A 25,240-nucleotide genomic window follows, 5' to 3' on the forward strand; every position below is an offset into this window, starting at 1 on the left:
CTGCTCCGGTTAGCTTTGTTCTGTCCGAGTGGCAGATGCCATCTCGTGGAATTTTGTGATGTGGGATTCGTGATTGGGGATTCGCAAGGGCGCCATCCGCTGCGCTCCTACCAATCCCGAATCCCCAATCCCGGCCGTGCCTATACCGCGGCCGCGCCGCTGACGATTTCCGAAATTTCCTGGGTGATCGCCGCCTGACGCGCCTTGTTGTAGACCAGTTGCAAGGTGCCGATCATCTTGTTGGCGTTGTCGCTGGCGGCCTTCATCGCCACCATGCGCGCGGCATGTTCGGAGGCCACGTTTTCCAGCACGGCCTGGTACACCAGCGACTCGATGTAACGCGTCATCACGTGCTCCAGCACGCTGGCGGCATCGGGCTCGTACAGGTAATCCCAATCGTGATGGGCCACCTTGTGCTCGGCGGCCGGCAGCGGCAGCAGCTGATCGAAGCTGGCCTTCTGCGTCATCGTGTTCACGAAGCGGTTGTAGACCAGATAAACGCGATCGACCTTGCCTTCGGTGAAGGCATCCAGCATCACCTTGATCACACCGATCAACTGCTCGATGTGCGGGCTGTCGCCCAGATGGGTGACGCTGCCGACCATGTTGACCTTTATGCGGCGGAAGAACGCCGAGGCCTTCTGACCGATGGTCACCACGTCGATCTCGGCGCCCTGCTCCTGCCACGGGCGCACTTCGCCCAGCATCTTGCGGAACAGGTTGTTGTTCAGACCGCCGGCCAGGCCGCGGTCGGAAGAGATCACGATGTAGCCGACCCGCTTAACCTGCGCACGCTCCATCAGGAACGGATGCTGATAGTCGGTACTGGCCTGCGCCAGATGCCCAATCACCTGCTTCATGGCCTGCGCGTAGGGACGCGAGGTCTTCATGCGGTCCTGCGCCTTGCGGATCTTGGAGGCCGAGACCATTTCGAGCGCGCGCGTCACCTTGCGGGTGTTCTGCACGCTCTTGATCTTGGTTTTGATTTCGCGTCCGCCTGCCATACTCGCTCGCTTCGCTCGCTTAGTGGGGAATGGGGAATCGTGAGTCGGGAATTGGCACAGCCAACCCGCTTTGACGATTCCCTATTCTCTATTCCCGATTCCCGCAGCTGGATTTACCAGCTGCCCGTGGTCTTGAACTCTTCGATGCCCTTCTTGAAGCCAGCTTCGATGTCGTTGTCCCAACCGCCGGTGGTGTTGATCTTGGAGATCAGCTCACCCTGGGTGTTGGCGAAGTGGGCGTGCAGGCCTTCTTCGAACGCCAGCAGCTTGTTGACCGGCACTTCATCGAGGTAGCCCTCGTTGACGGCATAGATCGACAGCGCCTGGTTGGCGATGGACATCGGCGCGTATTGCTTCTGCTTCATCAGCTCGGTGACGCGCTGACCGCGCTCGAGCTGCTTGCGGGTGGCTTCGTCCAGATCCGAGGCGAACTGCGCGAACGCAGCCAGCTCACGGTACTGCGCCAGCGAGATACGGATGCCGCCGGACAGCTTCTTGATGATCTTGGTCTGGGCCGCACCACCGACGCGCGACACCGAGATACCGGCGTTCACGGCCGGACGGATACCGGCGTTGAACAGGTCGGTTTCCAGGAAGATCTGGCCGTCGGTGATCGAGATCACGTTGGTCGGCACGAATGCAGAGACGTCGCCAGCCTGCGTTTCGATGATCGGCAGTGCCGTCAGCGAACCGGTCTTGCCGGTCACCGCACCGTTGGTGAACTTTTCCACATATTCCTCGGACACGCGCGCAGCGCGCTCGAGCAGACGGCTATGCAGATAGAACACGTCGCCCGGATAGGCTTCGCGACCCGGCGGGCGCTTGAGCAGCAGCGAGATCTGGCGGTAGGCCACGGCCTGCTTGGACAGATCGTCGTACACGATCAGCGCGTCTTCGCCGCGGTCCATGAAGTACTCGCCCATGGTGCAGCCGGCATACGGGCTGATGTACTGCATCGCGGCCGATTCGGACGCGGTCGCCGCCACCACCACGGTGTGTGCCAGCGCGCCGTTCTCTTCGAGCTTGCGCACGATGTTGGCAACGGTCGAGGCCTTTTGGCCGATCGCCACGTAGACGCACTTGATGCCGGTGCCCTTCTGGTTGATCACCGCATCGATCGCCAGCGCGGTCTTGCCGGTCTGACGGTCGCCGATGACCAGCTCGCGCTGGCCGCGACCGATCGGGATCATCGCATCGACCGACTTGTAACCGGTCTGCACCGGCTGGTCGACCGACTTGCGCCAGATCACGCCCGGCGCAACACGCTCCACCGGTGCGGTCTGGGTGGCGCCCAGCGGACCCTTGCCGTCGATCGGCTCGCCCAGCGCGTTGACCACGCGACCGAGCAACTCCGGGCCGACCGGCACTTCCAGGATGCGGCCGGTGGTCTTGGCCACGTCGCCTTCGCGCAGGTTCTCGTAATCGCCCAGCACCACGGCGCCGACCGAATCGCGCTCCAGGTTCAGCGCAAGCGCGAAAGTGTTGTTGGGCAGTTCGATCATTTCGCCCTGCATCACGTCGGCCAGGCCGAAGATGCGCACGATGCCGTCGGACACGCTGGTCACGGAGCCTTCGTTGCGCGACTCCGCAGACAGCTTGACCGTCTCGATGCGGGTCTTGATCAGGTCGCTGATTTCGGAGGGGTTGAGCGTGGTTGCCATCGTTCAGTCCTAGGTGCCGGCCGCGAGGGCCATGCGTTTATGTGAATTCAGTGGGCGAGCGAGCTTTGCAGACGCGCGAGCTTGCCCTTCAGCGAGCCGTCGATGACCACGTCGCCGGTGTCGATCACCGCGCCGCCGATCAACGAAGCATCCACCGCGGTGGTGATGTCCACCTCGCGGCCAAAACGCTTCTTCAGCGCAGCAGCGATCGTGTCCAGCTCGGTCGCGGTCATTTCGGTTGCCGAGGTCACTGTCGCCTTGACGACATGTTCGGCCTCGGCGCGCAGCTGTTCGTACAAGCCTGCGATTTCCGGCAGCACCGACAAACGCTGCGCATCGGCCAGCAGGCCAAGAAAACGCAGATAGTCTTCGCTCGCCGTTGGCGGCGCCAGCAACGTCACTGCCTGTTCCTGGCTCAGGGCCGGGTTGAGCAGCAATGCAGCCACGCGCGGGTCGCCGGCCACCTGCGCCGAGAACGCCAGCGCATCGGACCAGAGTGCGAAGGTACCGCCCTCACGCGCGATCGCAAACGCGGCACGGCCGTAGGGACGGGCAAGTGTGAGGGCCTGGCTCATCGATTAAATCTCCGCCGCCAGCTCGTCGAGCAGCGCCTTGTGGGCGTTGGCATCGATTTCGCGCTTGAGCAGCTTCTCTGCGCCGCTGACCGCCAGCACCGAGATCTGCTTGCGCAGTTCTTCGCGGGCACGGGTGGCAGATGCGTCGATTTCGGTCTGCGCCAGGTCCTTCTGACGGTTGGCTTCGGCAATTGCCTCGTGCTTGGCCGCTTCGATGATCTGGTTGGCGCGCGCATGGGCCTGATCGATGATCTCGTTGGCCTTGGTGCGTGCGTCTTTCAGTGCTTCGTTGACCTTTTCCTGCGCCTGCGCCAGATCCTTCTGACTACGATCGGCCGCAGCCAGACCTTCAGCGATCTTTTGCTGACGCTCTTCGATCGCCTGCAGCAGCGGCGGCCAGATTTTGGTCGCGACGATCCAGATCAGACCGGCGAAGGCCAGCGCCTGGGCAAAGATGGTAAGGGTGATGTCCATGGGTCGCTCAATCGCTCTTTAGGGGTGAAAGCGCCGCCGCATGGCGACGCTTTCCGACCTTCATCCGCGGGGACAACCGCACGCGGTTGCCTCCACATCCTGCTACCGCTGGATCAGCCGGCAGCCTGCGACAGACGCTCGATGAACACCTGGGCCAGCGGGTTGGCGAAGGCGAACAGCAGGCCGACAGCGACGCTGATGATGAACGCGGCGTCGATCAGGCCGGCGGTGATGAACATGCGGACCTGCAGCACCGGGATCAGTTCCGGCTGGCGCGCGGCCGATTCCAGGAACTTGCCAGCCATGATGGCCAGACCGAGGCCGGCACCCAGCGCGGCCAGGCCGATCATGATGCCGACGGCGAGGACGGTGGAGCTCTGGACTTGAGCGAGGTTGGTCAGGACGGCGAGGTACATGGTGATCTCCGAACGAAAGTTTCTAAGGGTGATGGATGAATCGGGATGAAGCAGATGAAGGGTGTAGCAAACTCAGTGACTGTCTTCCGCAAGGCTCAGATACACGATCGACAGCATCATGAAGATGAAGGCCTGCAGCGGAATCACCAACAGGTGGAACAGCATCCAGCCGAGGCCGAATACGCCGCCAGCGACCATGCCGGCGATGCCCGCACCGCCCAGCACCCAGATCAGCAGGAAGACGATCTCGCCGCCGAACATGTTGCCGAACAGTCGCATCGCCAACGAAATCGGCTTGCTCAGCCACTCGACGATGTTCAAAAGCAGGTTGAACGGCATCATCCACTTGCCGAACGGCGCCGTCAGGAATTCCTTGGTCATGCCGCCCACGCCCTTGGAGCGCAGCGAGAAGAAGATCATCAGGAAGAACACGCTGATCGACATCCCCAAGGTGGCATTGACGTCGGCGGTCGGCACCGGCTTCCAGGCGTGGATGCCGGCCCAACCCAGCGGGATGGCAATGAAGTCGGCCGGGATCATCTTGATGAGATTCATCAACAGGATCCAGAAGAAGATCGTGATCGCGATCGGGGTCACCAGCTTGCTGGTGCCGTGGTAAGTGTCCTTGGCCTGCCGGTCGACGAACTCCAGGCAGATTTCCACGAACGCCTGCCACTTGCCGGGCACGCCGGCGGTGGCATTGCGGGTCGCGGTCCAGAAACCGACGACCATCACCAGGCCCATCAACACGGCCATGACCAGGGTGTCGACGTGGATGGTCCAAAACGTACCGCCACCCTCGCGAACCGGATAGATCAGGTTCTGCAAGTGATGCTGGATATAGGAGGTAGGTGTTGCTGCCTCGCCCGCCATGTGTCCGGAGCCCTTTAAGTTCGAATCAACGCCTGGCCAGAGCCAGAACCTGAAAAATCAGCCCGATGGCGATACCCGCCAACAAAGCCAGAGGAGGCAGCCGCCACAGGCCGAAGCCGAGCGCCAGCGCCACGAAAACCAATACCCACTTCAACACCATCGCCAGGATCAACCGGACCATGGCAATACCTGCCGCCTGGATCCCGCCCCCTAGCGCGGTCCGTGCTGCGACCCAGCCGCCCAGTACCGTCGCAAATCCGGTCAACGCCAGACCGGCAGCGTAACGGGGACCGACCAACAGCAACCCCAGACTGGTTATAGCTACAACGGCAAGCGGATATACCGCAGCGCGCAGCATCAACCGCCGACCCGCGTCAACGGAGTTCAGCACTACGGTTACCTTACGTGTGAATGAGTGGGAAGCGCAGATGCGCCTCGTCGAGCCGCGAAAGTATAGCAATGGGACAAATTGCGAGACAACCGGCAGAAGTCACTGGCTGCTGCGGCGCACCATACAGGTGCTGCGGCAACGGGTGGGAACTTTGCCACAAATAGGCGGTCATAACCTACGAGGCCTGCACATCCTCGTCGAAAGGTACTGCCGCAGGCTGCGTCTAGGAGCCCTGGGAGACCGGGGCTCCTGCTTTTTACGCATTTTGTCGCACCCTGCGACCTTCCCATCGGCGGTCCAATCGCCGCGTTCCTGGCGCGATACCAGCCTCATCGTTTCGTTATTGTCGCCTCGATTGCGCGGCGCACGACTAAAGTCGAACTGCCCGCGGCACCGGACCGTTTTGTCCGATTGCTATTTAGGCCTTCACATCGAATCGACAGCTCGTTCACTTGTGAACGACACCATTTTATCGATAGTGCGCGCCACAGGTCGGTTGCCTGCCTCTCTTAGAACTATGGAGCTCCCCATGAAACACCTTCTCGCACTGGTCATCCCGTGCGTACTGGCTGCCGCTTACGCCGCGCCTGCCCATGCCGAAGACACCGATGATCGCTTCCAGATCCGTCTCGGTGCGATGAACGTCGACAACGACAACACCATCCGTGGCAACACGCTGGTGGCAGGCAACAACGTGTCGGTCAATGAAGATTTCAAGCTCGGCGGCAAGGAATGGGAGCCGCGTGTCGATGGCGTGTTCCGCATCAGCACCCGTCAGCGCCTGATCTTCGATTACTTCAAGTACGACAAGGATCGCCGCGAGACCCTGACCCAGGATCTGAGCGGCGGCGGCATCACCGTGCCGACGGGCAGCTTCATCAAGGGTGAGCTGAAGTACCAGGTCGCCACCCTGGTGTACGACTACTCGGTCATCGATTCGCCGGAATTCAGCCTGGGCCTGCAGCTCGGTGCCGAATACGCCAAGGTCGAAGCCAACGCCTATGCCGATCTGGGCAGCGTGTTCTCCGGCGACGTGCTCGACGAGAAGGCCGACGGCGTTGCGCCGGTGGTCGGCATCCGCTTCACCGCACGTCCGAGCGAGCATTGGCTGTTCAACGTGCAGGGTCAGTACCTCAACACCAGCTGGGGCAACTTCGACGATTACGAAGGCGACCTGAGCCGCGCCAACGCGATTGCCGAATATCGCTTCACCAAGAACTTCGGCCTGTTCGCCGGCTACGACTGGTTCAAGCTCGACGTCGACCAGCGCGGCAGCGATGGCCTGATCGGTTTGAAGCAGGAGTTCAAGGGCCCGGTTGCAGGCGTGACGTTCGCGTTCTGAGTTACACCCACCGTTGAATCCAAAAGGCCCGCTTTTTGCGGGCCTTTTGCATTTTTCCATGTACCGAATGAGCCGCCATGGCGTTGGGCAGAGGTGCGCGGCGACGTACACATAGTCGGCCAACGGCGTCTCACCCACGCTGTCGCGCCGCACGTCCACCTGATCTGGATCCTCGATGGCCTGGGAATCCAACGGGCTTGCTGTGCGATCAACACCACGACGCCCAAACGACGACGCCCCGCGCAAGGCGGGGCGTCGTTGGCACTGCACGCAATGTGCGCGGCTTACTTCTTCTTCGGGATGTACAGGTCGGTGATGGTGCCGTCGTAGACTTCGGCGGCCATGCCGACCGATTCGCTCAGGGTCGGATGCGCGTGGATGGTGTGGCCGATGTCTTCGGCCTCCGCGCCCATTTCGATGGCCAGACCAATTTCGGCCAGCAGGTCACCGGCATGCACGCCGACGATGGCACCACCGATCACGCGGTGGGTTTCTTCATCGAAGATCAGTTTGGTGAAGCCCTCGGTGCGGCCAATGCCGATCGCACGGCCACTGGCGGCCCACGGGAACTTGGCCACGCCGACCTTCAAACCCTTGGCCTTGGCTTCGGTCTCGGTGACGCCGACCCAGGCGATTTCCGGGTTGGTGTAGGCAACCGACGGAATCACCCGCGCCACCCATTCCTTCTTCTCGCCGGCAGCCACTTCAGCGGCCAGCTTGCCTTCGTGGGTGGCCTTGTGCGCCAGCATCGGGTTACCGACGATGTCGCCGATGGCGAAGATATGCGGCACATTGGTGCGCATCTGCCGATCGGCCGGGATGAAACCGCGCTCGGTGACGGTGACGCCGGCCTTGTCGGCGCCGATCTTCTTGCCGTTGGGCGTGCGGCCCACAGCGACCAGCACGCGATCGTAGGCGGTCGCCTGCAGGCCCGGCTTTTCGCCTTCGGTCGCGGCTTCAAACGACACCGTGATGCCACTGGCGTCGGCCTTGACGTCGGTAGCCTTGGTCTTGAGATGGACGTCCACGCCCTGCTTCTTCAGGCGGTCGGCCAGCGGCTTGACTAGGTCCTTGTCGGCGCCCGGCATCAGCTGGTCCATGAACTCGACCACGGTGACCTTGCTGCCCAGCGCGCTGTACACCGTGGCCATTTCCAGGCCGATGATGCCGCCGCCGACCACCAGCAGGGTCTTGGGGATGTCGTGCAGCTCCAGCGCGTCGGTGGAGTCCATCACGCGCTTGTCGTGCCACGGGAAGTTCGGCAACTTCACCGCCTGCGAGCCGGCCGCGATGATGCAGTGCTCGAAGCGCAGCAACTGGGTCTTGCCGTCGTCGCCGACGATCTCCAGCTCGTTGGGCGAGACGAAGCTGGCCACACCGGTGACGGTGCGCACCATGCGCTGCTTGGCCATGCTGGCCAGGCCGCCGGTGAGCTTGCCGACCACCTTTTCCTTGTATTCGCGCAGCTTGTCCAGGGTGATCTTGGGCTGGCCGAAGTCCACGCCGAAATCGCCGGCATGCGCCACTTCATCGATCACCGCGGCGGCATGCAGCAGTGCCTTGGACGGGATGCAGCCGACGTTGAGGCAGACCCCGCCGAGGCTGGCGTAACGCTCGATCAGCACCGTATCCAGGCCCAGGTCGGCAGCGCGGAACGCGGCGGTGTAGCCGCCGGGGCCGGCGCCGAGCACTACCATCTTGCATTCGATATCGGCCGGCTTGCCGCTGGCCAGCGCCGGCTTGGACGGCGCCGGTTCGGCCGGGGCACGATGCGACGGCGTCACCGGCGGCTTGCTGCCCGGCGCGGCGGCCGGTGCTGCTGCAGCCGGCGCAGGCTTGGTGTCGGCCTTGGCGGGCGCAGCCGGTGCGGCGGCCTCGCCTTCGGTTTCCAGCAACAGCACGACCGCCCCTTCGGACAGGTTGTCGCCGAGCTTGATCTTGAGCTCCTTGACCACGCCCGCAGCCGAGGACGGCACTTCCAGCGTGGCCTTGTCCGACTCCAGCGTTACCAGGCCTTGATCCTTGACCACGCTGTCGCCGACGGCGACCAGCACTTCGATGACGGGGACATCGCTGTAATCGCCGATGTCTGGAACCTTGATTTCAATGACCGCCATTTGCTTCTCCTGTGGCTCAACCGGCCGTGCCGGCAAGCGTCTGCTGGAGTTCATCCAGCGACGATTCGATTTGGGTCCAGCGCTTGTCGCGCTTCTTTTCCTTGCCTTCGCTGGCTTCGATCAGCAACGCGGCCTGCTGCAGCAGCAGCTCGCCGGCGCCGCAGCCCGGACGCGCGCCGCTGTAGCGCACGCCATCGACCTGGAACGACAGCACCTCACCCTCGCTCACCGGCGCGGTGCGTCCGGTCGGTGCGAGCTGGGTCAGTGCGCTGGTCCAGTTGCTGATCAGGCGCTTTGCCAGCGCCGCCGGAATCGGAATTTCCACCGTTTCCGGGGTCTGCTCGGTGCGGAACTGCACGCTGCCGCGATCGCTCTGGCTGACCCAGCTGTAGACGCGCTCGTCGGCGCGGCTATGCCGCAGGGTCCAGTCGGCGCCGTCCTTGCCGGGCAGCAGCGACACACCGCTCTCGACACCACGGGTGGGCAGCGTCAGCAACGACAGGCTCGGCTTGGTGGTGCCGTCGAGCAACGTGGTCACCGCGGTGCCGTAGTTGCCCACGCCCGGCGGCCAGCCACGCCCGAGCGTGCTTTCGCACTCGCGTGCCGCCGCAGTCGTGCACGGCAGCACGCCCAGCAGGGCGATCGTCAGCAGCGCCGCTCTCACAGCAGGACGCGTCGCATGTCGGCCAGCACCTGGCTGAGGTAGGTGGTGAAGCGTGCAGCCAGCGCGCCGTCGATGACGCGGTGGTCGTAGCTCAACGACAACGGCAGCATCAGCTTGGGCGCGAACTCCTTGCCGTTCCAGACCGGCTGCATCGCCGACTTGGAGACGCCCAGGATCGCCACTTCCGGCGCATTGATGATCGGCGTGAACGCGGTACCACCGATGCCGCCGAGCGAGCTGATCGAGAAGCAACCGCCGCTCATGTCGGCCGGGCCGAGCTTGCCGTCGCGTGCCTTCTTGGCCAGCTCGCCGCTCTCCTGCGCGATCTGCAGCACGCCCTTCTTGTCGACATCGCGGATCACCGGCACGACCAGGCCGTTCGGCGTGTCGGCGGCAAAGCCGATGTTGATGTACTTCTTCAGCGTGAGGTTTTCGCCGGCTGCATCGAGCGAGGCGTTGAACTCGGGGAATTTCTTCAACCCCGCGGCGCTGGCCTTGACCAGGAAGGCGAGCATGGTGAGCTTGATGCCGGCCTTCTCGTTTTCCTTGTTGAGGGCCACTCGCAGGCCTTCCAGGTCGGTGATGTCGGCCGATTCGAACTGGGTGACGTGCGGAATCATCGCCCAGTTGCGTGCCAGGTTGGCACCGGAAATCTTCTTTATGCGCGACAGCGGCTGGGTCTCGGTCTCGCCGAACTTGCTGAAGTCCACCTTCGGCCAGGCCAGCAGGTTCAGCCCATTGCCACCGCCGGCCGGGGCAGCACCGGCTGCGGCGGGCGCGCCGCCACTGAGTGCGGCCTTGACGAAGCGCTGCACGTCCTCACGGGTGATGCGGCCGCCTTTTTCGCTGCCCTTGAGCTGGTTCAGATCCACGCCCAGCTCGCGCGCGAACACACGCACCACCGGGCTGGCGTAGGCCACCTTGGATGGCAGCACGCTGTCGGCGTCGAAGGTCACCGGCGGGCTGGACGGGTTGCCAGCCGACGGCTGGCCGCCCTGCGCAGGCTGCGCGGCCTCGCTGGAGCGTGCGCCCTGCACCTGCGCGATCTCGCGCTGGGCCAGCTTGTCCGGCACCGCAGACACCGCGACCGGCTCGACCTTGCCAGCGGTTTCGGCGGTGTCGGTGGTGGGCTTAGCCGGGGACTGCGCCGCACCGGCACCGCCATCATTGGCCGCGATGATTGCCACCACATTGCCCTGCGAGAGCGTGTCGCCGACCTTGACCTTGAGCTCCTTGACCACACCGGCGGCCGAGGACGGCACTTCCATCGTGGCCTTGTCCGATTCCAGCGTGACCAGGCTCTGGTCCTTGGCGACGGTATCGCCGACGGCGACCAGCACCTCGATCACCGGGATGTCGGTGTAATCGCCGATATCGGGCACGCGGGCCTCGACCAGGCCGCCGTCCGAGGATGCGGCCGGCGCGGCCGGCTCAGCCTTGGCGGCAGGCGCCGGGGCGGCAGCGGGCGCGGCCTTGGCCGGAGCAGCGGGCGCAGCCGCTGGGGCGGGAGCCGCAGCGGTCTCGGCGCCGGCATCGGCCACTTCGATCAGCGCGACCAGCGCGCCCTGCGACAGCGAATCGCCGACCTTGACCTTGATCTCCTTGACCACGCCGGACACCGACGAGGGCACTTCCATCGTGGCCTTGTCCGATTCCAGCGTGACCAGGCTCTGGTCCTTGCTGACCGTATCGCCGACCGACACCAGCACCTCGATTACCGGGACATCGCTGTAGTCACCGATATCGGGGACAAGTGCTTCCTTGATTTCGGCCATACGGGGAACTCCGGCAACAGAATGGGGAAACCCCTATTGTGGCCGGCTGCGGGCCGCAGCGCCAACCATTGCCGTGGAAAAAGTCGCGCACCGGGTGGGATGCAGCGTTTGCGCACGCACGCGCTGGATCATTTCGAGGCGCGTCGATCCACCCGCAACAGTTGCAGTGGCTCGCCCGAGGGCAAACGATACGCCAGCGCATTGTCCAAGCCATCGAGCGCTTCCACCCGCTCGCACAACTGCTGCGCGCGCGGCCGCAACGCACGCGCCTGCGGCTCGATCAGGCGCTCGATGCGCGCTTCCACGCCATCCAGCGACCGCAGCTGCACATCGTTACCGGTCAATGCCGACTGCACCGCTCCGGCGACGACATCGCCGATCAGTTGCGGCAGCAGCTCGGCCACCATGGCGCCGATGTCGTCATCGATGTCGATCGTGGTGAGCTGGGTTTTGCTGAAGCTCTGCTTCAAGCGCGTATCGATCTTCTCGCGCACATTCGCCATCTGGGTGCGGGTGACCTCCGGGGTGCGGCTGAAACCGGCCGCCACCTCGCCCAGCGCGGTGACGGCGATATCGGCCGCTTCGCGCCCGACCTCCTGCGCCAGCGGTACCACCCCGCGGGTCTGGCGCTCGAACTGGATCAAGCGGGCGCGATCGTCCGCGCTCAGCGCGACCCAGCGGTCGTCGACGAACAACGCGCCCTGGCGCAGTACCAGGCGCTGCGGCGTGCCCGATTCGCGGATCAGGATCAGGCTGCGCGGGTTGAGCGTGAGGTCGTAGTCGCTGCTGACTTCGCAGTGCAGATCCTCGGCCGCTGCCGCGTCTACGACGCCGAACATGCCTGCCAGCAGCCCTAGCGCCATCATCAATCCGTGCTTGCTCGTCATCGCGCTGCTCCGTTGTGCATTGGGTGCAGCATGCCCGCGCGTGCCGGACGCGTGCCTGTGCCGGACGCTGGCATGACTTATGGCCGATAGCGGTGCCGCAGCCGGTCAAATTGGCGCTGCAGTTGGTATGCGCGTTGGTTCAAGCCGCTAAAACGCGTGCACATCGCTCGACTGGCATCATGCGCCTCGCTCGTGTCTGGATCATGGGCATGTCTTCGATCACGACGTCGATGCATGCCTGGCCAACGTCGCTAGTCCAACGCATCGCGCAACGGCTGCCAGGCGTCGCACAACCGCTGCAGCGACCACGCTGCGTTGGCCGGACTGGTGGACGGCAACGCCCAGACCGGCACTGCCTGCAATTGCAGTGGCAACAGCGGTTGCACGTGCCGAAGCCACGCCTGCGCCGCAGCGGCACCATTGCAGGCCACCGCGCGCAGCTGAGGCAGCGTCGCCAGGCGCGCCGCCAACGGATTGACCACGATGCTGCTGGCGACGATGGCCGTATCCAGGCTCCCGCGCCGTTCGCATTGGCCGATCACATCCCACACGCCGACGCCGCAGTGCGCCAACGCCTCCAGACGTTCGGCATACGCAACGCTTGCATCGATGCCCAGCAGAACCTGCATCAACGGCCAGAACCGATTGCGTGGGTGCGCGTAGTACATCGCCGCGTCCAGCGAGGCGTTGCCGGGCATCGAACCGAGCACCAAGACACGGCAATCGCCAGGAATGTGCGCTGGCAGGCCTTGCAACACGTCGTTTTTCGTCACGGCGATCACACCTGGGTGAATGTCTTTTTCAGCTTACATGTCGCAACCACGGCCTTCTTCGGAAACTTGCTGAACAAACGAAATTTTAGCGAGCTGCGGGTGGGCGTGGATTCAGATTTTCAGGAATAGCTTTGGCGCGGCCCACTCCACGGGCCCAACAAGAACACGAGGAGACCCCCAATGCGTTCCATTTCCATCCTGAGCCTGGCTGCCGTATCCGCACTTGCGTTTGCGCCGTCTGCATTTGCACAAGACACCACCTACACCGGTGACACCTCCTCGGCTTCCACCAGCGCCGATAGCGCCTCTGGCAAGCATTGGGCAGTGGTCGGCGGTGTGGCCCTGATCAAGCCGAAGAACGACCCGGCTCCGGGCCTGGACGTCGATGGCGGCCCGGCGCCGACGCTGAGCGCCAGCTACTACATCAACGACAACTGGGCCGTTGAACTATGGGGCGCAGCCGACAAGTTCAACCACCGCGTCAACGCCGATGGCGTGGGCAAGGTCGGTACCGTCGAGCAGCAGCCGATCGCCATCAGCGGCCAGTACCACTTCGGCCAGGCCGATAACGTGTTCCGTCCGTTCGTGGGCGTGGGCTACTACGAGTCGAACTTCAGCAACGAGAAGATCGACGCGGCCTCGGCCAGCGGCCAGCACGTGGGCCTGGACACCGCCAAGGGTGTCATCGGCACCGTCGGCGTGGACATGAACATCAACTCCACCTGGTTCGCACGTGCCGACGCCCGCTACATGCGTTCGCGTCCGGAACTGCGCGAAGGCGGCCAGGGTACCGGCAGCGAGCTGGAACTGGATCCGTGGACCGTCGGCTTCGGTGTCGGCGCGCGCTTCTAAGCACACCGATTGACTAAGCACCTCACCAAACAGGCCCGCAAGGGCCTGTTTTTTTGATCAAAACCTCAGTTCGAAGGGAATTTTACGTTTAGGATTTCGTTAAGGGGGGGTAGATCGCGTAGAAATCAGCGCGACTTCTTCAATTAAATATGGAGATACCATGAGAATAAGATGCCATGCGGCAGCGATATTTCTTCTTGCACTCGTTTCCTTTGGAGCTCAGGCTCAGACAACCGTCCCTACCACAGGACTTGGAACCTGCATTGACTTTATAACTTCCCAATCAACGACACTTACTGGACAGATAAGCAGCAGCACCACTTTCAAGATCGCTTACGGCTCGGCCAGCTATACGGACATGCCAAATAAAGTTGTATATATCCGAAATTATAGCTGCGCGAGTCAAGATATGCCGGGCATGTATTTTACAGTCTCAGCCCTAGCCCATGAATTTGGCCATGTGAAATTCAATTATTCGTTTGCCAAAACGACTCGGCAAGCATATATAGATGAAGCATGCAAGATGGAAGGACTTGCCGTAACAAATAACATAGTTGCAAGGAATGAAATATGGAGTTCCACTCAAAATAGCATAGACATTAAGCTTGCAGCATCAAATCCCGATCAGCTTTTTGGGGTTTACTATGCTGGAGGACCTAATGTCGCATCAAACGTTGGAAAATCTTTCTGCGCGAACAACGTAACCTCAACCACAGGACAGAACTATAACGTATATTATGGAGAGCAGTATGACAAACTTCCTTAACAGATCATCATATTCCCGCCTTACAATAACGCTGCTTGCTGCTCTGATTGCACCTTCATTATATGCAACTAAGATTTCAACAGCGACAGCAGCGACAGCAGCGACAGCAGCGGATGCTGCTCGTACGTTTGAACTAGCCGAAGAAATTTCGAGAAATCTCAAAAAATCACCTTCTGAATTTATTAATTCATGGCCTGGAGCCAGAATTTCGACGCCGAGTCTGAAAAACGAAGGAACGTATAAAGTTAGCGGAGGAATATTAAAAATAGGCGATCATCTGACTGCCAAGGACTCCTCCATATCAATATCAGCCGATAAAAAAAATATCGAATCAGTCTTACTCAATCTGGAAGGCTCCTGCGTCTCTCGCCAGGACTTTAAGAGCCAATACCCAAATTATCTGATTTCAAATATTCCGAGAGGACAGAGTAGTTCAGAAACATTAACTTTAGCCGTTGTTAAAAACCAGGAGAAGATGGAGTTCTCGTTCCCGGAAACCTCTCCAGATTGCCTAAGTGCCATTCGCATAGCACCAGCAGACGCGCAGATGCTCAAAGCTGCGGAAGCATTTAATTAATTAGGCATACTTGAAATTGTTACTGCCAGCACCGAGAGGGCTGGCAGTAACAGTGGTTACACCTTAGTACTACTCATCCTGACCGGATAAATGGTACCTAGTGATATACAATCTGAGCACTTCTTGAAAGTAGAGGTTTGTAGAAACGCCAGTTATTTCGGAATTGTGCGTTGGTAAGGCTTCAATTTAAGGATCACCGCCAGTAAACGCTGCCGCGCAGGCGCGCACTGCGCCAACGCCACCACAGCAAGGTGGCATACGCGAGCGCGTAACCAAGCAATACGCCGGCCGCGCCCAGCAGACTGGCATGACTGAGCCAGCCTTCCGTGGGCCAGGCCACGCCCTGCCAGGCGCTGCGCCAGCCCTGCACCATGCCGGCGATGACGCGCGCAACCACCAAAGCCGTCACTGCGAGCACCAGCCACAAATTGGGCCGGTAAAACAGGCCCTGCTGGGTACGTTCGAAGCGGGTCAACCGCAATGCCAGCAGACCCAAGGCCAGCCCGCAGGCCCAGCCGAGTGCGGCGTGGCTGATCGCGCCGGGCCAGAACGCCGCAGCAACCAGCGCGAAAATGACGAACAACACGTTGGAGAGCGCAGCCGAGGCCAGATTGATCATCAACAACCATCCGCGGGCCTGTCGCCGCGCAGTGCCGACACGGAAGCGCTGCACCAGCGACAACGGAAACAGCACCGCGAACACCGCCAGAGCAATGATCACGGCCAGCGGAATAGCGAGGAGAAGTGGCATCAGATGCTCAGTTGCGGCGAACAGTGGTTAGCAAAAGTCGCAGGGCGCACGTCAGGCGGAGGTGGACGGCGCGCTCAGGACCGCAGTGCACGCGGAATGTGTGCCGCGACGGGTACCGATCGCACCCGCCTGGCCACTGCACAGCCGTGTTGATGACCGCTCTTAAAACGCCGGCAACACCGCGCCCTTGTACTTCTGCTCGATGAAGGCCTTCACTTCTGGGCTGGTCAAGGCCTTGGCGAGCTTCTGCACGCGCGCATCGTCCTTGTTGTCCGGGCGGGCTACCAGGAAGTTCACGTACGGCGAGTCCTTGCTTTCGATCGCCAGCGCATCACGGGTCGGGTTGAGCCCGGCGTCGAGTGCGTAATTGGTGTTGATCAGCGCCAGATCGACCTGGTCGAGCACGCGCGGCAGCATTGCCGAATCGAGCTCGCGGAACTTCAGCTGCTTGGGGTTCTCGACGATGTCGCGCTGGCTGGACAACGCGTTGCTGGGATCGTTGAGTTTGATCACGCCGGCCTTGTCGAGCAGGATCAGCGCGCGGCTGTTGTTGCTCGGGTCGTTGGGAATCACCACGTCCGCGCCGGTGGGCAGCTCGGCCAGCGTCTTGAAGCGGCGCGAATACGCACCGAACGGTTCGATATGCACGCCGACCACAGTCACCAGTTGGCTCTTGCGGTCGCGGTTGTAGGCGTCCAGATAGGGCTCGGTCTGGAAGTAATTGACGTCGATCTGCTTCTGCACCACCTGGTCGTTGGGCTGCACGTAGTCGTTGAACACGCGCACGTCCAGCTTGACGCCCTGCTTGGCCAGCAGCGGTTCGACCACCTCCAGGATCTCGGCATGCGGCACCGCGGTGGCGGCCACGGTCAGCGTGTCGCCGCCGCTATTGCCACCGCTACCGCCACAGGAGGCCAGGGCCAGCGTGGCCGCAGCCAGGAGGGAACGAAACGCGAATGTGCTCATGTAGGGATCCGTGGGAGGAGGAATGCGGCACTGCCGCAAGAGCTAAACCTAGCAGACCGCGGGTGCAGCAGGCGGCAATACTGGAACGGCGCCCTCCGCGCCGCACCAGCAGCTAGCCACATACGACCTCAGCGCCGGCTGTAACGCGCCACCAGCCGGTCGCCCAGCATCTGCAACAACTGCACAAGCACCAGCAGGGCGATCACGGTGACCAGCGCGACATCCGAATGCGAGCGCAAATAGCCTTCGCGATAGGCCACATCGCCCAGGCCGCCCGAGCCGATCGCACCGCCCATCGCAGTGAAGCCGATCAGCGCGATGGTGGTCACGGTGGCACCGGCAATCAGCCCCGGGCGCGCTTCGGGCAGCAACACACGCAATACCAGTTGCCACGTGGTCGCGCCCATCGCCTGGCTGGCTTCGATAATGCCGCGGTCCACCTCGCGCAACGCGGTTTCCACCAGCCGCGCGTAGAACGGTGCGGCGCCGACCACCAGCGGCAAGATCGCGCCGCGCACGCCCAGCGAGGTGCCCATCAGCATCAGCGTGAGCGGAATCATCGCAATCATCAGGATGATGAAAGGCACCGAGCGCAGCAAATTGATCAGCGCCGCGAGTGCGCCGTACAGCACCGGGCGGCGGCGTAGTTGGGGCGCGCCGCACAGGAACAGCGCCACACCCAGCGGCAGGCCGATCAACAACGTCAGCGGCAGCGCGCCGGCCAGCATCAGCAAGGTGTCGAGCGTGGCCTGGCCGATATCGCCCCACTTGCCGGCATCGAGATTGCGGAAGAACCCATCGGCAGTGGCGATCAACAGAGTCATACGCGTAGATCCTCCACTTGCACACCGGCCGCGACGAAGCCGGCACGTGCCGCGTTATGGTCGCCGCCGGTCAAGGCGACGATGAGCTGGCCGTACGGGGTGTCCTTGATGCGGTCCACGCGCCCGGACAGGATGTTGTAGTCCACGCCGGTCTCCCGCGCGATGCGGCCCAGCACCGGTTCGTAGGTGCCGTTGCCCAGGAAGGTCAGCCGCACGATGCGCCCGCCCACCGCAGCGAAGTCGCGATGCAGCTCGGCTTCGTCCACGTGCTCGGCTTCGGAGACGAAGCGCCGGGTGGTGGCGTGCTGCGGATGCAGGAACACCTCGGTCACCGGGCCGGTTTCGACCAGCTTGCCGGCGTCCAGCACTGCCACGCGGTCGCAGACGCGGCGGATCACGTCCATCTCATGGGTGATCAACACGATGGTCAGGCCCAGCTCGCGGTTGATCTGCGCCAGCAGTTGCAGCACCGAGGCGGTGGTCTGCGGGTCCAGCGCGCTGGTGGCCTCGTCGCACAGCAGGATCTGCGGCCGGGTGGCCAGCGCGCGCGCAATGCCCACGCGCTGCTTCTGCCCACCGGACAACTGCGCCGGATACTTGTTGGCGTGCTGCTCCAGCCCCACCCGCGCCAGCAGCTCGGCCACGCGCGCATCGACCTCGGCGCGCGGGGTGCCGGCCAGTTCCAGCGGAAACGCCACATTGCCGGCCACGGTGCGCGAGGAAAGCAGATTGAAGTGCTGGAAGATCATGCCGATACGGCGGCGCAGCGTGCGCAGGCCCTGGCTGTCCAGCGCGGTGACGTCCTCGTCGCCGATCAGCAGGCGCCCGCCGCTGGGTTCTTCCAGCCGGTTGATCAGGCGGATCAGCGTCGATTTGCCGGCGCCGGAATGGCCGATGATGCCGAACACTTCGCCAGGGCCGATCCGCAGATCGAGCGGGTGCAGCGCCACGATCTGGCGACCGTCAACGGAATAAGACTTGTGCAGGCGCTGAAACTGGATCACCGCGCGTGGCCGATTGGGGGGCCGTGAAGCCTACCAGTCAATGTTTGCGGACGATATTCCATTGAGTTCTAAGGTAGGGAGTGGGGATTGGGGATTGGGGATTCGCAAAAGCCAAAGCGCCTTGCCGTTGCTCTAGCGAATCCCCAATCCCCAATCACGGCTTATCTAGCGGCGTCAGGCGATCCGCCTTGCGAATCCGCTCTCGCCGCAGCAAATACAGCCCGCTGGCGACGATGATGCCGGCGCCGGTCCAGGTCCAGTTGTCTGGCAGGGTCTGCCACAGCAGCCAATCCCAGCCGATCACCCAGACCAGGCCGGTGTATTCCAGCGGCGCGATCATCGAGGCCTCGCCGCGCAGGAAGGCCTGGGTCAGCGCAATCTGCCCCAGCGCCCCGGCCAGGCCCATGCCGGCGATCAACCAGGCGTGCTCGCCCCGCAACGGCACCCAGCCGGGGATCGCCAGCAGGCCGGCACCGATCGCCATGAACAGCAGAAACCACACCACCATCGCCTGCGGGGTATCCGTACGCGTCAGCAGGTTCACGGTGATAGCCGCGATGGCGTAGGCAGTGGCCGCCAGCAGCACCATCAGGCCGGGCAGCGAGATCAGCCCGTCCACCCCGGGGCGCAGCACCACGATCACCCCGACCAGGCCAATGCCAATGGCGGTCCAGCGCCGCGGGCCCACATGCTCGCCCAGCAGCGGCACCGATAGCGCCGCCACCAGCAACGGGGCGACGAAATACAGCGTGTAGGCGGTGGACAGCGGCATGCGCTTCAGGCCGTAGACGAAGCAACCAATCATCACCATGCCCAGCACCCCGCGCAGCAGATGCAGCCCCCAGCGCACCGGCACGATCGAACGCGGCCCGGCGGTGGCGAACACCCACACCAGCACGAACGGCAGCGATGCGGCGCCACGCAACAAGGTGACCTGCAGCGGTGGGTAATGCGCCGACAACAGCTTCATGCCCGCATCCATCAGCGAGAAGCAGGCTACGGCGGCCACCATCCAGGCGATGGCGGGAAGCGGAGAACGGGTGTTGGGCATGACGCATTATCGCTACGCCTGCGCACCGACCGCCAACCCCCGTCTCGACAGTACGCACGACGCGATGCCCTAGAATGGCGGCTGTTTTCAGATAGCAGGAGCTTTGCATGCCTTCCTTCGACGTGATCTCCGAAGTCGACAAGCACGAACTGACCAATGCGGTGGATCAGGCCAATCGCGAGCTGGATACGCGCTTCGATTTCAAGGGCGTGGAGGCCAGGTTCGAGCTGGAAGACGACAAGGTGATCAACCAGTCCGCGCCCAGCGATTTCCAGGTCAAGCAGATGACCGACATCCTGCGCGCACGCCTGCTGGCACGCGGCATCGACGTGCGTTGCCTGGAGTTTGGCGATATGGAAACCAATCTGGCCGGTGCGCGCCAGAAGGTCACCGTCAAGCAGGGCATCGAGCAGAAGCAGGCCAAGCAGCTGGTGGCCAAATTGAAGGAAGCCAAGCTCAAGGTGGAAGCGCAGATCAATGGCGACAAGCTGCGCGTGAGCGGCAAGAAGCGCGACGATCTGCAGGATGCGATGGCGCTGCTGAAGAAAGCCGATTTCGAGCTTCCGCTGCAGTTCGATAATTTCCGCGACTGAGCCAAGCATCGACAGTACCCACCTCAAGCCCGGCAACGCCGCACGTTGCCACTGGCAACATGCGGCGCAGGCACGCACGCCGCTGGCGCTGCTGTACCTGCACGGCTTCACCGCCAGCCCGGGCGAAGCCGGCGCACTGCCCGAACAGATGGCCGATGCGTTGGGCGCCAACCTGTACGTGCATCGTTGGCCTGGCCATGGATCCAGCGCAGCCGATGCGATGCAAGGCCTCACGCCTTCCGCGTTGCAGGCATCGGCACTGCAAGCATTGGCGCAGGCGCAGCGGATGGGCGAGCGCGTGGCGATCGTCGGCTCGTCCATGGGCGGCACGCTGGGGTTATGGCTAGCAGCGCAGCAGCCCGACGCGGTGGCTGCGGTCATCGCATGGTCGCCCGGCATCCGGCCGGCCGACCCTGCACTGCTCGATCAGGTCTGCGCGGCGCAGGCGCCATTGACCGATCCACGCCCACGCACCGCTGCGGCCTTGGCGTTCTGGTCGAACATCATCCACCCGGATGGATTCCGCGCGCTGCGCAGTCTATTCGCGAGCGTGGCCGCCGATCCTCCGTGGTCGCGCGTGCGCTGCCCGGTGTTTGTGGGCTACTACCGCGCGGCCAACGGCGACGAAGATCCAACCGCCTCGGTGCCGGCAATGCTGGACATGTTCGATGCGCTCGGCACCGCGGCAAGCCGCAAACAGGCGATGGCCTTCGACACCGGCGCGCATGCCATCGGCTCGCCGCACAAGACCCCGCATGCCGATGCGGTTGCACAGGCATCGATCGCGTTTGTGCGTGCGCATGTGGCAGCTCCTGCGCAAACAGAAACTCGATAGGCCAGCGGCGCCAAGGCCGAACTGCACGTTGCAGTGACAGGGCGCGCCGCCCTCGCTCGCGCCTGCTTCACCGGAGCACCGGAACAACCGCGCGCGGCCGCGAAAACACCGATCGCATACACTGGCGCTCCATCCCGCCGCCGCCACGATGACGTCCACGCCTTCCACGCTTGACCCGTTGACCGCCACCCGCCAGTGGATCGAGCGCGCGGTGATCGGTTTGAACCTGTGCCCGTTCGCCAAGGCGGTCTACGTCAAGGAGCAGGTGCGCCTGGTCCTCAGCGACGCCAGCACGCCCGAAGCGCTGCTCGAACAACTGGCCGAAGAACTGGTGTTGCTGCGCGACACCCCGGCCGAGCAGATCGACACCACCTTGATCGTGCATCCGGACGTGCTCACCGATTTCCTGGACTACAACGACTTCCTCGACAACGCCGATGCGGCCGTGGAAGCGCTGGATCTGGATGGCGTGTTGCAGGTGGCCAGCTTCCATCCGGACTATCAGTTCGCAGGCGCGGCGGTGGACGATGTGGCCAACTTCACCAACCGCTCGCCCTTCCCCACCTTGCACCTGCTGCGCGAAGACAGCGTGGAGCGTGCGGTGGCCGCCTTCCCCGACCCGGACGTGATCGTCGAGCGCAATATCGAGACGCTGGAACGCCTGGGCCAGGACGGCTGGGAACGTCTGTTGAACGCATCGACGCACTGATCAGCTGAGACAAGGCCCACGCACGCGGGCGCCGCCGATGCAGCGACAGACCCCGCGCGCGTCTTGCTGCGGCAACCACAACGCACGCGTTACAGTGCCGACCAACTCACTGACGCGATGCTCCGATGCCCTTGATTCCCGCTGTTTCCGCATGGAACCCGTCCCCGCTGCAGGACCGCGTGGTGGTGATCACCGGTGGCGCGCAGGGCATCGGCCGCGGCATTGCGCAGGCGGTGCTGGGCGCAGGCGGCAGCGTGGTGATCGGCGATCTGGATGCCGAGGCCGGCAAGGCCTGTCTGCACGAGTGGGCACTGCCGCGACGCAGCGCCTTCGTGCGTTGCGATGCCGCGCGCGAATCCCAGGCAACGCGCTTGATCGCCACGGCGCTCAAACGCTTCGGTCGCCTCGATGGCCTGGTCAACAACGCAGGCGTGGCCGATCCGCATGTCGCGCCATTGCCGCAGCTGGAGTGGGACGAGTGGAACCGCCGGTTAGCGAGCCTGCACGGCGCATTTTTGTGCAGCAAGCAGGCCTTGCCCGCGTTAGCGCAAGCCCAGGGCGGCGGTGCGATCGTCAATATTGCCTCCACCCGCGCCTGGCAATCGGAGCCGCATAGCGAAGCCTATGCCGCCGCCAAGGGCGGCCTGGTGGCCTTCACGCATGCATTGGCGCTGAGCGAAGGCCCGCAGGTGCGCGTCAACAGCATCAGCCCGGGCTGGATCAGCACCGATGCCTGGCGTGCACCGCAGCGCAGGCGCACGCCCAAGCTCTCGCGTCGCGACCACGCCCAGCATCCGGCCGGACGCGTGGGAACGCCCGAAGACATCGCGCAGCTGGCGGTCTATCTGCTGTCGCCGCAGCTGTCCGGCTTTGTGACCGGGCAGGACTTCGTTGTCGATGGCGGCATGTCGCGCAAGATGCAGTACGTCTGAGGGGTCTGCAGCGCAGGATGCTGCGATCGGCCCGCACCTATCGAATATCGCCGCCAGCAGCGCACCGGCAGCACGGCAACCTTGCTTATGTCTGCTCGCTGCGGCCGAACAACACCTCAAGATCGGGCGCTTCCAGCGTGCGCCATTGCCCGGACGGCAGGCCGTCCAGCGACAGCCCGCCGATGCGGCTGCGGTGCAGCGCCACCACATGATTGCCGGCGGCGGCGAACATGCGCCGCACCTGGTGGTAGCGGCCTTCGTGCAAGGTCAGCCGTGCTTCACGTGGGCCGAGCACATCCAGTTCGGCCGGCAGCAATGGTTTGGTTTCGCCTTCCAGCAGCAACGTACCACTGGAAAACAGCGCGGCTTCGTCGCCACGCAAATCTTCCGCCAGGGTGACGTCGTACACCTTGTCCAGCGCCGACTTGGGCGAAATGATCCGGTGCAGCAGCGCGCCGTCGTCGGTCATCAGCAGCATGCCGCTGGTCTCGCGATCCAGCCGCCCCACCGGTGCCAGCACCGGCGCGCGCGAACGGAAGCGCAGAGGCAGCAATTCGTAGATCAGCCGGCCGGTGTCCTTGGTCGAGCAGGTGTAGCCGCTGGGTTTGTGCAGCAACAGGCTGAAACCCGGCGGCGGATCCAGCGGCTCGCCATCGATGCGGATCGCGTCGTGCTCCACCTGGTCGTCGGCATACAGCACCTCGCCCTGGACATCGGTGACCGCGCCCTGGCGAAACAGCTGGGTCACCTGCTTGCGGCTGCCATAACCGAGATTGGCGATGTGCTTGACCAGCTTCATGCGCGCGCTCCACGGCCGCGGATGGCAGAAATCAGCTTGAAACCGTGGCGTTCGGCGGCCACGCGTACCTGCCCGAAGCTTTCGTTGAGTACGTATTCGTAAGGCAGATGCCGGTTGGCGACCAGCAACAATTGCCCGCCCGGGCGCAGCGCCTGCGCGGCCACCGAGATGAAGCGCTGCCCGATATCCGGGCGATCGGCACGCGAAGGCGTGTGGAACGGCGGATTGCTGACGATGAAGTCGTACTGCGCCACCAGGCCGGCGGTGACGTCGTGCCAGTGGTACTGCAGCTGCGCCGGATGCGCGATGCCCTGCAGATTGCGCTGCGCCAGGGTGAGTGCGCGCGCCTCGGCCTCGTACAGATCCAGCGCGATGACCTTGGGGCAACGCGCCAGCACTTCGGCCGACAGATAGCCAAAGCCCGCACCCAGATCGGCGCCGTGCCCGGCCAGCGTGGTCGGCAGATGCTCGACCAACAGCGCAGAGGCAGGATCGATGCGGTCCCAGGCGAACACGCCCGGGCGGCTGACAAAGCGCCCGTCCAGAATGGTGCGCGGCGCATCCAGCGCGGCCCAGCGCGCCTGCAGCGCCACATCGGTGTCGGCAGGCAGCGGGGCGCTCCAGTAGGTGCGGCAATGGTGCTTGGTCAGGCTGCCGGCCAGACCGGTGAGCTGGCGCAGATCGGCTTCGCCCGAGCGCGCGCCCTCGTTGTTGGACTGGCAGGCCACCACACGGCCACCCGGCGCGGTCAGCGCCACGGCGCGCGCAAACAACGCACGCGCTTCTTCGCGCTGACGCGGCGGCAGCACCAGCACCAGTGCGTAGCGGGTGCTGTCGGCTTCGATCTCGCTCTCTTCGCGCACGTTCCAGCCGCTGCGCTCCAGCGCCTCGGCGAACGGCCGAAAGCTCTGCTCGCAGGTCAGCGTATCGGCGGCGGCATGCTCACTCAGCGCAAAGCCATCACGCGCGCGCAGGAACAACACCGGGCCGTTGGGCCACGGCAGCACGCCCTGGGCGAAGGGCAGGAACAAGGTTTGAAGCGGGGCGTCGTGCGGGCCAGCCATCGGATCATCGGGTCGGGAACAGGCGGCCATTGTAAGGGACCGCTGCCGGCTACCCGGCGCCGCCGCTTGATCAAGCCTGGTGGTCGAGGGCGCGGTGCCCTCACCGCTCGCGGGACACGCCGTAAACCCGTCCCTGGGGGCTCGGTGGCGGCATCCATGCCGCCACACGGTCCCGCAATCGGTGAGGACACCGCACCAGACAGTTTGCTGGTGGCTTTGTTGAAAACATGCACACCGACCATCTCCACTGGTCCTTGCCCGCCCACCGTCGCGGGACCTTACGCGGCATGGATGCCGCGTAAGAGCCTTATCTGTTCGGAATCTGGCAGTTTAGGTGTCGAGAGCCGGCGTGGGCCACCGTGAGAGCCTGGATCTCAGCGATCGCCGTGTAGCTTGGTACCCACGCCGGATTCTCCCTTGATTCGCCCGAACAGTTGCCCGAGGTGACACTCGAAACGATAAGACTGGGCAGGCGAGGGAGCTCTCGACATTTCTAGCCTAGCGGAGATTTCCCATGAGCGGAATCGGGATCGATGTGTGCAAACACTCTCTTGACGTTGCGGTT

At 63.5% G+C, this 25,240-nt stretch carries 27 protein-coding genes; 8 read left to right on the plus strand and 19 right to left on the minus strand.

The genetic code is table 11. The features are described 5' to 3' along the window. Window positions 1-140: 140 nt before the first annotated feature. The 7 genes from atpG to FFY45_RS19245 all read right to left on the minus strand — a co-directional run bounded on the left by atpG (window position 141) and on the right by FFY45_RS19245 (window position 5,394). Window positions 141-1,004 carry a F0F1 ATP synthase subunit gamma gene (atpG, locus tag FFY45_RS19215; RefSeq protein ID WP_006450426.1) on the minus strand — a complete coding sequence of 288 codons (864 nt, stop codon included), beginning with the start codon at window positions 1,002-1,004 and terminating at the stop codon, window positions 141-143. Window positions 1,005-1,117: 113 nt separating this feature from the next. Then, window positions 1,118-2,665, minus strand: a complete 1,548-nt coding sequence (gene atpA, locus FFY45_RS19220) for a F0F1 ATP synthase subunit alpha (RefSeq protein ID WP_055824757.1) — start codon at window positions 2,663-2,665, stop codon at window positions 1,118-1,120. 47 nt (window positions 2,666-2,712) lie between these two features. Beyond that, window positions 2,713-3,240, minus strand: a complete 528-nt coding sequence (locus FFY45_RS19225; RefSeq protein ID WP_176341648.1) for a F0F1 ATP synthase subunit delta — start codon at window positions 3,238-3,240, stop codon at window positions 2,713-2,715. A 3-nt stretch (window positions 3,241-3,243) separates the two neighbouring features. After that, window positions 3,244-3,714, minus strand: a complete 471-nt coding sequence (locus tag FFY45_RS19230; RefSeq protein WP_006450423.1) for a F0F1 ATP synthase subunit B — start codon at window positions 3,712-3,714, stop codon at window positions 3,244-3,246. 113 nt (window positions 3,715-3,827) lie between these two features. Continuing rightward, window positions 3,828-4,130, minus strand: a complete 303-nt coding sequence (atpE, locus tag FFY45_RS19235) for a F0F1 ATP synthase subunit C (RefSeq protein ID WP_002814105.1) — start codon at window positions 4,128-4,130, stop codon at window positions 3,828-3,830. Window positions 4,131-4,202: 72 nt separating this feature from the next. After that, complete coding sequence (gene atpB, locus FFY45_RS19240; RefSeq protein ID WP_006450422.1) at window positions 4,203-5,003, minus strand: F0F1 ATP synthase subunit A; 801 nt, start codon at window positions 5,001-5,003, stop codon at window positions 4,203-4,205. Window positions 5,004-5,028: 25 nt separating this feature from the next. Next, window positions 5,029-5,394 (minus strand): hypothetical protein, encoded by a 366-nt coding sequence (locus FFY45_RS19245; RefSeq protein ID WP_176341649.1) that lies wholly within the window; start codon window positions 5,392-5,394, stop codon window positions 5,029-5,031. 529 nt (window positions 5,395-5,923) lie between these two features. On the opposite strand from FFY45_RS19245, the gene FFY45_RS19250 reads away from it, so the two are divergent. Continuing rightward, the gene (locus FFY45_RS19250) at window positions 5,924-6,736 is read left to right on the plus strand and encodes a hypothetical protein (protein WP_176341650.1); all 813 of its coding nucleotides are present in this window, start codon (window positions 5,924-5,926) and stop codon (window positions 6,734-6,736) included. Window positions 6,737-7,020: 284 nt separating this feature from the next. On the opposite strand, the gene lpdA is transcribed toward FFY45_RS19250, so the two are convergent. From lpdA to FFY45_RS19275, 5 genes are all read right to left on the minus strand, one after another. Next, window positions 7,021-8,853 (minus strand): dihydrolipoyl dehydrogenase, encoded by a 1,833-nt coding sequence (gene lpdA / locus FFY45_RS19255; RefSeq protein WP_176341651.1) that lies wholly within the window; start codon window positions 8,851-8,853, stop codon window positions 7,021-7,023. A gap of 16 nt (window positions 8,854-8,869) precedes the next feature. Then, window positions 8,870-9,517 carry a hypothetical protein gene (locus FFY45_RS19260; RefSeq protein WP_176341652.1) on the minus strand — a complete coding sequence of 216 codons (648 nt, stop codon included), beginning with the start codon at window positions 9,515-9,517 and terminating at the stop codon, window positions 8,870-8,872. Beyond that, on the minus strand, window positions 9,514-11,292 hold the full coding sequence (locus FFY45_RS19265) for a dihydrolipoyllysine-residue acetyltransferase (RefSeq protein ID WP_176341653.1): 1,779 nt from the start codon (window positions 11,290-11,292) through the stop codon (window positions 9,514-9,516). The genes FFY45_RS19260 and FFY45_RS19265 overlap by 4 nt, the downstream gene beginning before the upstream one ends. 128 nt (window positions 11,293-11,420) lie before the next feature. Further along, the gene (locus FFY45_RS19270) at window positions 11,421-12,179 is read right to left on the minus strand and encodes a DUF2884 family protein (protein ID WP_176341654.1); all 759 of its coding nucleotides are present in this window, start codon (window positions 12,177-12,179) and stop codon (window positions 11,421-11,423) included. 251 nt (window positions 12,180-12,430) lie between these two features. Further along, window positions 12,431-12,961 (minus strand): DNA-deoxyinosine glycosylase, encoded by a 531-nt coding sequence (locus FFY45_RS19275; protein ID WP_439333552.1) that lies wholly within the window; start codon window positions 12,959-12,961, stop codon window positions 12,431-12,433. A 171-nt stretch (window positions 12,962-13,132) separates the two neighbouring features. Here FFY45_RS19275 and FFY45_RS19280 point away from each other — a divergent pair, with 171 nt between their 5' ends. The 3 genes from FFY45_RS19280 to FFY45_RS19290 all read left to right on the plus strand — a co-directional run bounded on the left by FFY45_RS19280 (window position 13,133) and on the right by FFY45_RS19290 (window position 15,147). Further along, entirely contained in the window at window positions 13,133-13,804 is a 672-nt protein-coding gene (locus FFY45_RS19280; RefSeq protein ID WP_006450414.1) for an OmpW/AlkL family protein, read from the plus strand. A 160-nt stretch (window positions 13,805-13,964) separates the two neighbouring features. Next, the gene (locus FFY45_RS19285; RefSeq protein WP_176341656.1) at window positions 13,965-14,570 is read left to right on the plus strand and encodes a hypothetical protein; all 606 of its coding nucleotides are present in this window, start codon (window positions 13,965-13,967) and stop codon (window positions 14,568-14,570) included. Continuing rightward, window positions 14,554-15,147 carry a hypothetical protein gene (locus FFY45_RS19290; RefSeq protein ID WP_255172078.1) on the plus strand — a complete coding sequence of 198 codons (594 nt, stop codon included), beginning with the start codon at window positions 14,554-14,556 and terminating at the stop codon, window positions 15,145-15,147. The genes FFY45_RS19285 and FFY45_RS19290 overlap by 17 nt, the downstream gene beginning before the upstream one ends. Window positions 15,148-15,340: 193 nt before the next feature. Here FFY45_RS19290 and FFY45_RS19295 read toward each other — a convergent pair whose 3' ends face one another. The 5 genes from FFY45_RS19295 to FFY45_RS19315 all read right to left on the minus strand — a co-directional run bounded on the left by FFY45_RS19295 (window position 15,341) and on the right by FFY45_RS19315 (window position 19,743). Further along, a complete protein-coding gene (locus FFY45_RS19295; protein ID WP_176341658.1) occupies window positions 15,341-15,898 on the minus strand; it encodes a CcdC protein domain-containing protein in 558 nt (185 codons plus the stop codon). A gap of 162 nt (window positions 15,899-16,060) precedes the next feature. Continuing rightward, on the minus strand, window positions 16,061-16,864 hold the full coding sequence (locus FFY45_RS19300) for a MetQ/NlpA family ABC transporter substrate-binding protein (RefSeq protein WP_176341659.1): 804 nt from the start codon (window positions 16,862-16,864) through the stop codon (window positions 16,061-16,063). Window positions 16,865-16,992: 128 nt separating this feature from the next. Continuing rightward, window positions 16,993-17,688 carry a methionine ABC transporter permease gene (locus FFY45_RS19305; RefSeq protein ID WP_023902440.1) on the minus strand — a complete coding sequence of 232 codons (696 nt, stop codon included), beginning with the start codon at window positions 17,686-17,688 and terminating at the stop codon, window positions 16,993-16,995. After that, a complete protein-coding gene (locus FFY45_RS19310) occupies window positions 17,685-18,692 on the minus strand; it encodes a methionine ABC transporter ATP-binding protein (protein ID WP_023902439.1) in 1,008 nt (335 codons plus the stop codon). Before FFY45_RS19310 ends, FFY45_RS19305 begins: the two co-directional genes overlap by 4 nt. Before the next feature lie 154 nt (window positions 18,693-18,846). Then, window positions 18,847-19,743 (minus strand): DMT family transporter, encoded by an 897-nt coding sequence (locus FFY45_RS19315; protein WP_176341660.1) that lies wholly within the window; start codon window positions 19,741-19,743, stop codon window positions 18,847-18,849. A 107-nt stretch (window positions 19,744-19,850) separates the two neighbouring features. On the opposite strand from FFY45_RS19315, the gene FFY45_RS19320 reads away from it, so the two are divergent. From FFY45_RS19320 to FFY45_RS19335, 4 genes are all read left to right on the plus strand, one after another. Then, window positions 19,851-20,336 carry a YajQ family cyclic di-GMP-binding protein gene (locus FFY45_RS19320; protein ID WP_006450408.1) on the plus strand — a complete coding sequence of 162 codons (486 nt, stop codon included), beginning with the start codon at window positions 19,851-19,853 and terminating at the stop codon, window positions 20,334-20,336. Window positions 20,337-20,343: 7 nt separating this feature from the next. After that, window positions 20,344-21,171 (plus strand): alpha/beta fold hydrolase, encoded by an 828-nt coding sequence (locus FFY45_RS19325; RefSeq protein WP_176341671.1) that lies wholly within the window; start codon window positions 20,344-20,346, stop codon window positions 21,169-21,171. A gap of 148 nt (window positions 21,172-21,319) precedes the next feature. Then, window positions 21,320-21,880 (plus strand): DUF1415 domain-containing protein, encoded by a 561-nt coding sequence (locus tag FFY45_RS19330; RefSeq protein WP_006450406.1) that lies wholly within the window; start codon window positions 21,320-21,322, stop codon window positions 21,878-21,880. Window positions 21,881-22,005: 125 nt separating this feature from the next. Continuing rightward, on the plus strand, window positions 22,006-22,812 hold the full coding sequence (locus FFY45_RS19335; RefSeq protein WP_176341661.1) for an SDR family oxidoreductase: 807 nt from the start codon (window positions 22,006-22,008) through the stop codon (window positions 22,810-22,812). Window positions 22,813-22,897: 85 nt separating this feature from the next. Here FFY45_RS19335 and FFY45_RS19340 read toward each other — a convergent pair whose 3' ends face one another. Together FFY45_RS19340 and FFY45_RS19345 are read right to left on the minus strand one after the other, a co-directional pair. After that, window positions 22,898-23,611, minus strand: coding sequence for a pseudouridine synthase (locus FFY45_RS19340; protein ID WP_176341662.1), 714 nt, complete (start codon window positions 23,609-23,611; stop codon window positions 22,898-22,900). Further along, complete coding sequence (locus tag FFY45_RS19345) at window positions 23,608-24,675, minus strand: class I SAM-dependent methyltransferase (RefSeq protein ID WP_176341663.1); 1,068 nt, start codon at window positions 24,673-24,675, stop codon at window positions 23,608-23,610. The genes FFY45_RS19340 and FFY45_RS19345 overlap by 4 nt, the downstream gene beginning before the upstream one ends. Between the last annotated feature and the right edge of the window lie 565 nt (window positions 24,676-25,240).

Source organism: Xanthomonas hortorum (assembly GCF_011305375.1).
In the GTDB taxonomy this organism is placed as follows: Bacteria; Pseudomonadota; Gammaproteobacteria; order Xanthomonadales; family Xanthomonadaceae; genus Xanthomonas; species Xanthomonas hortorum_E.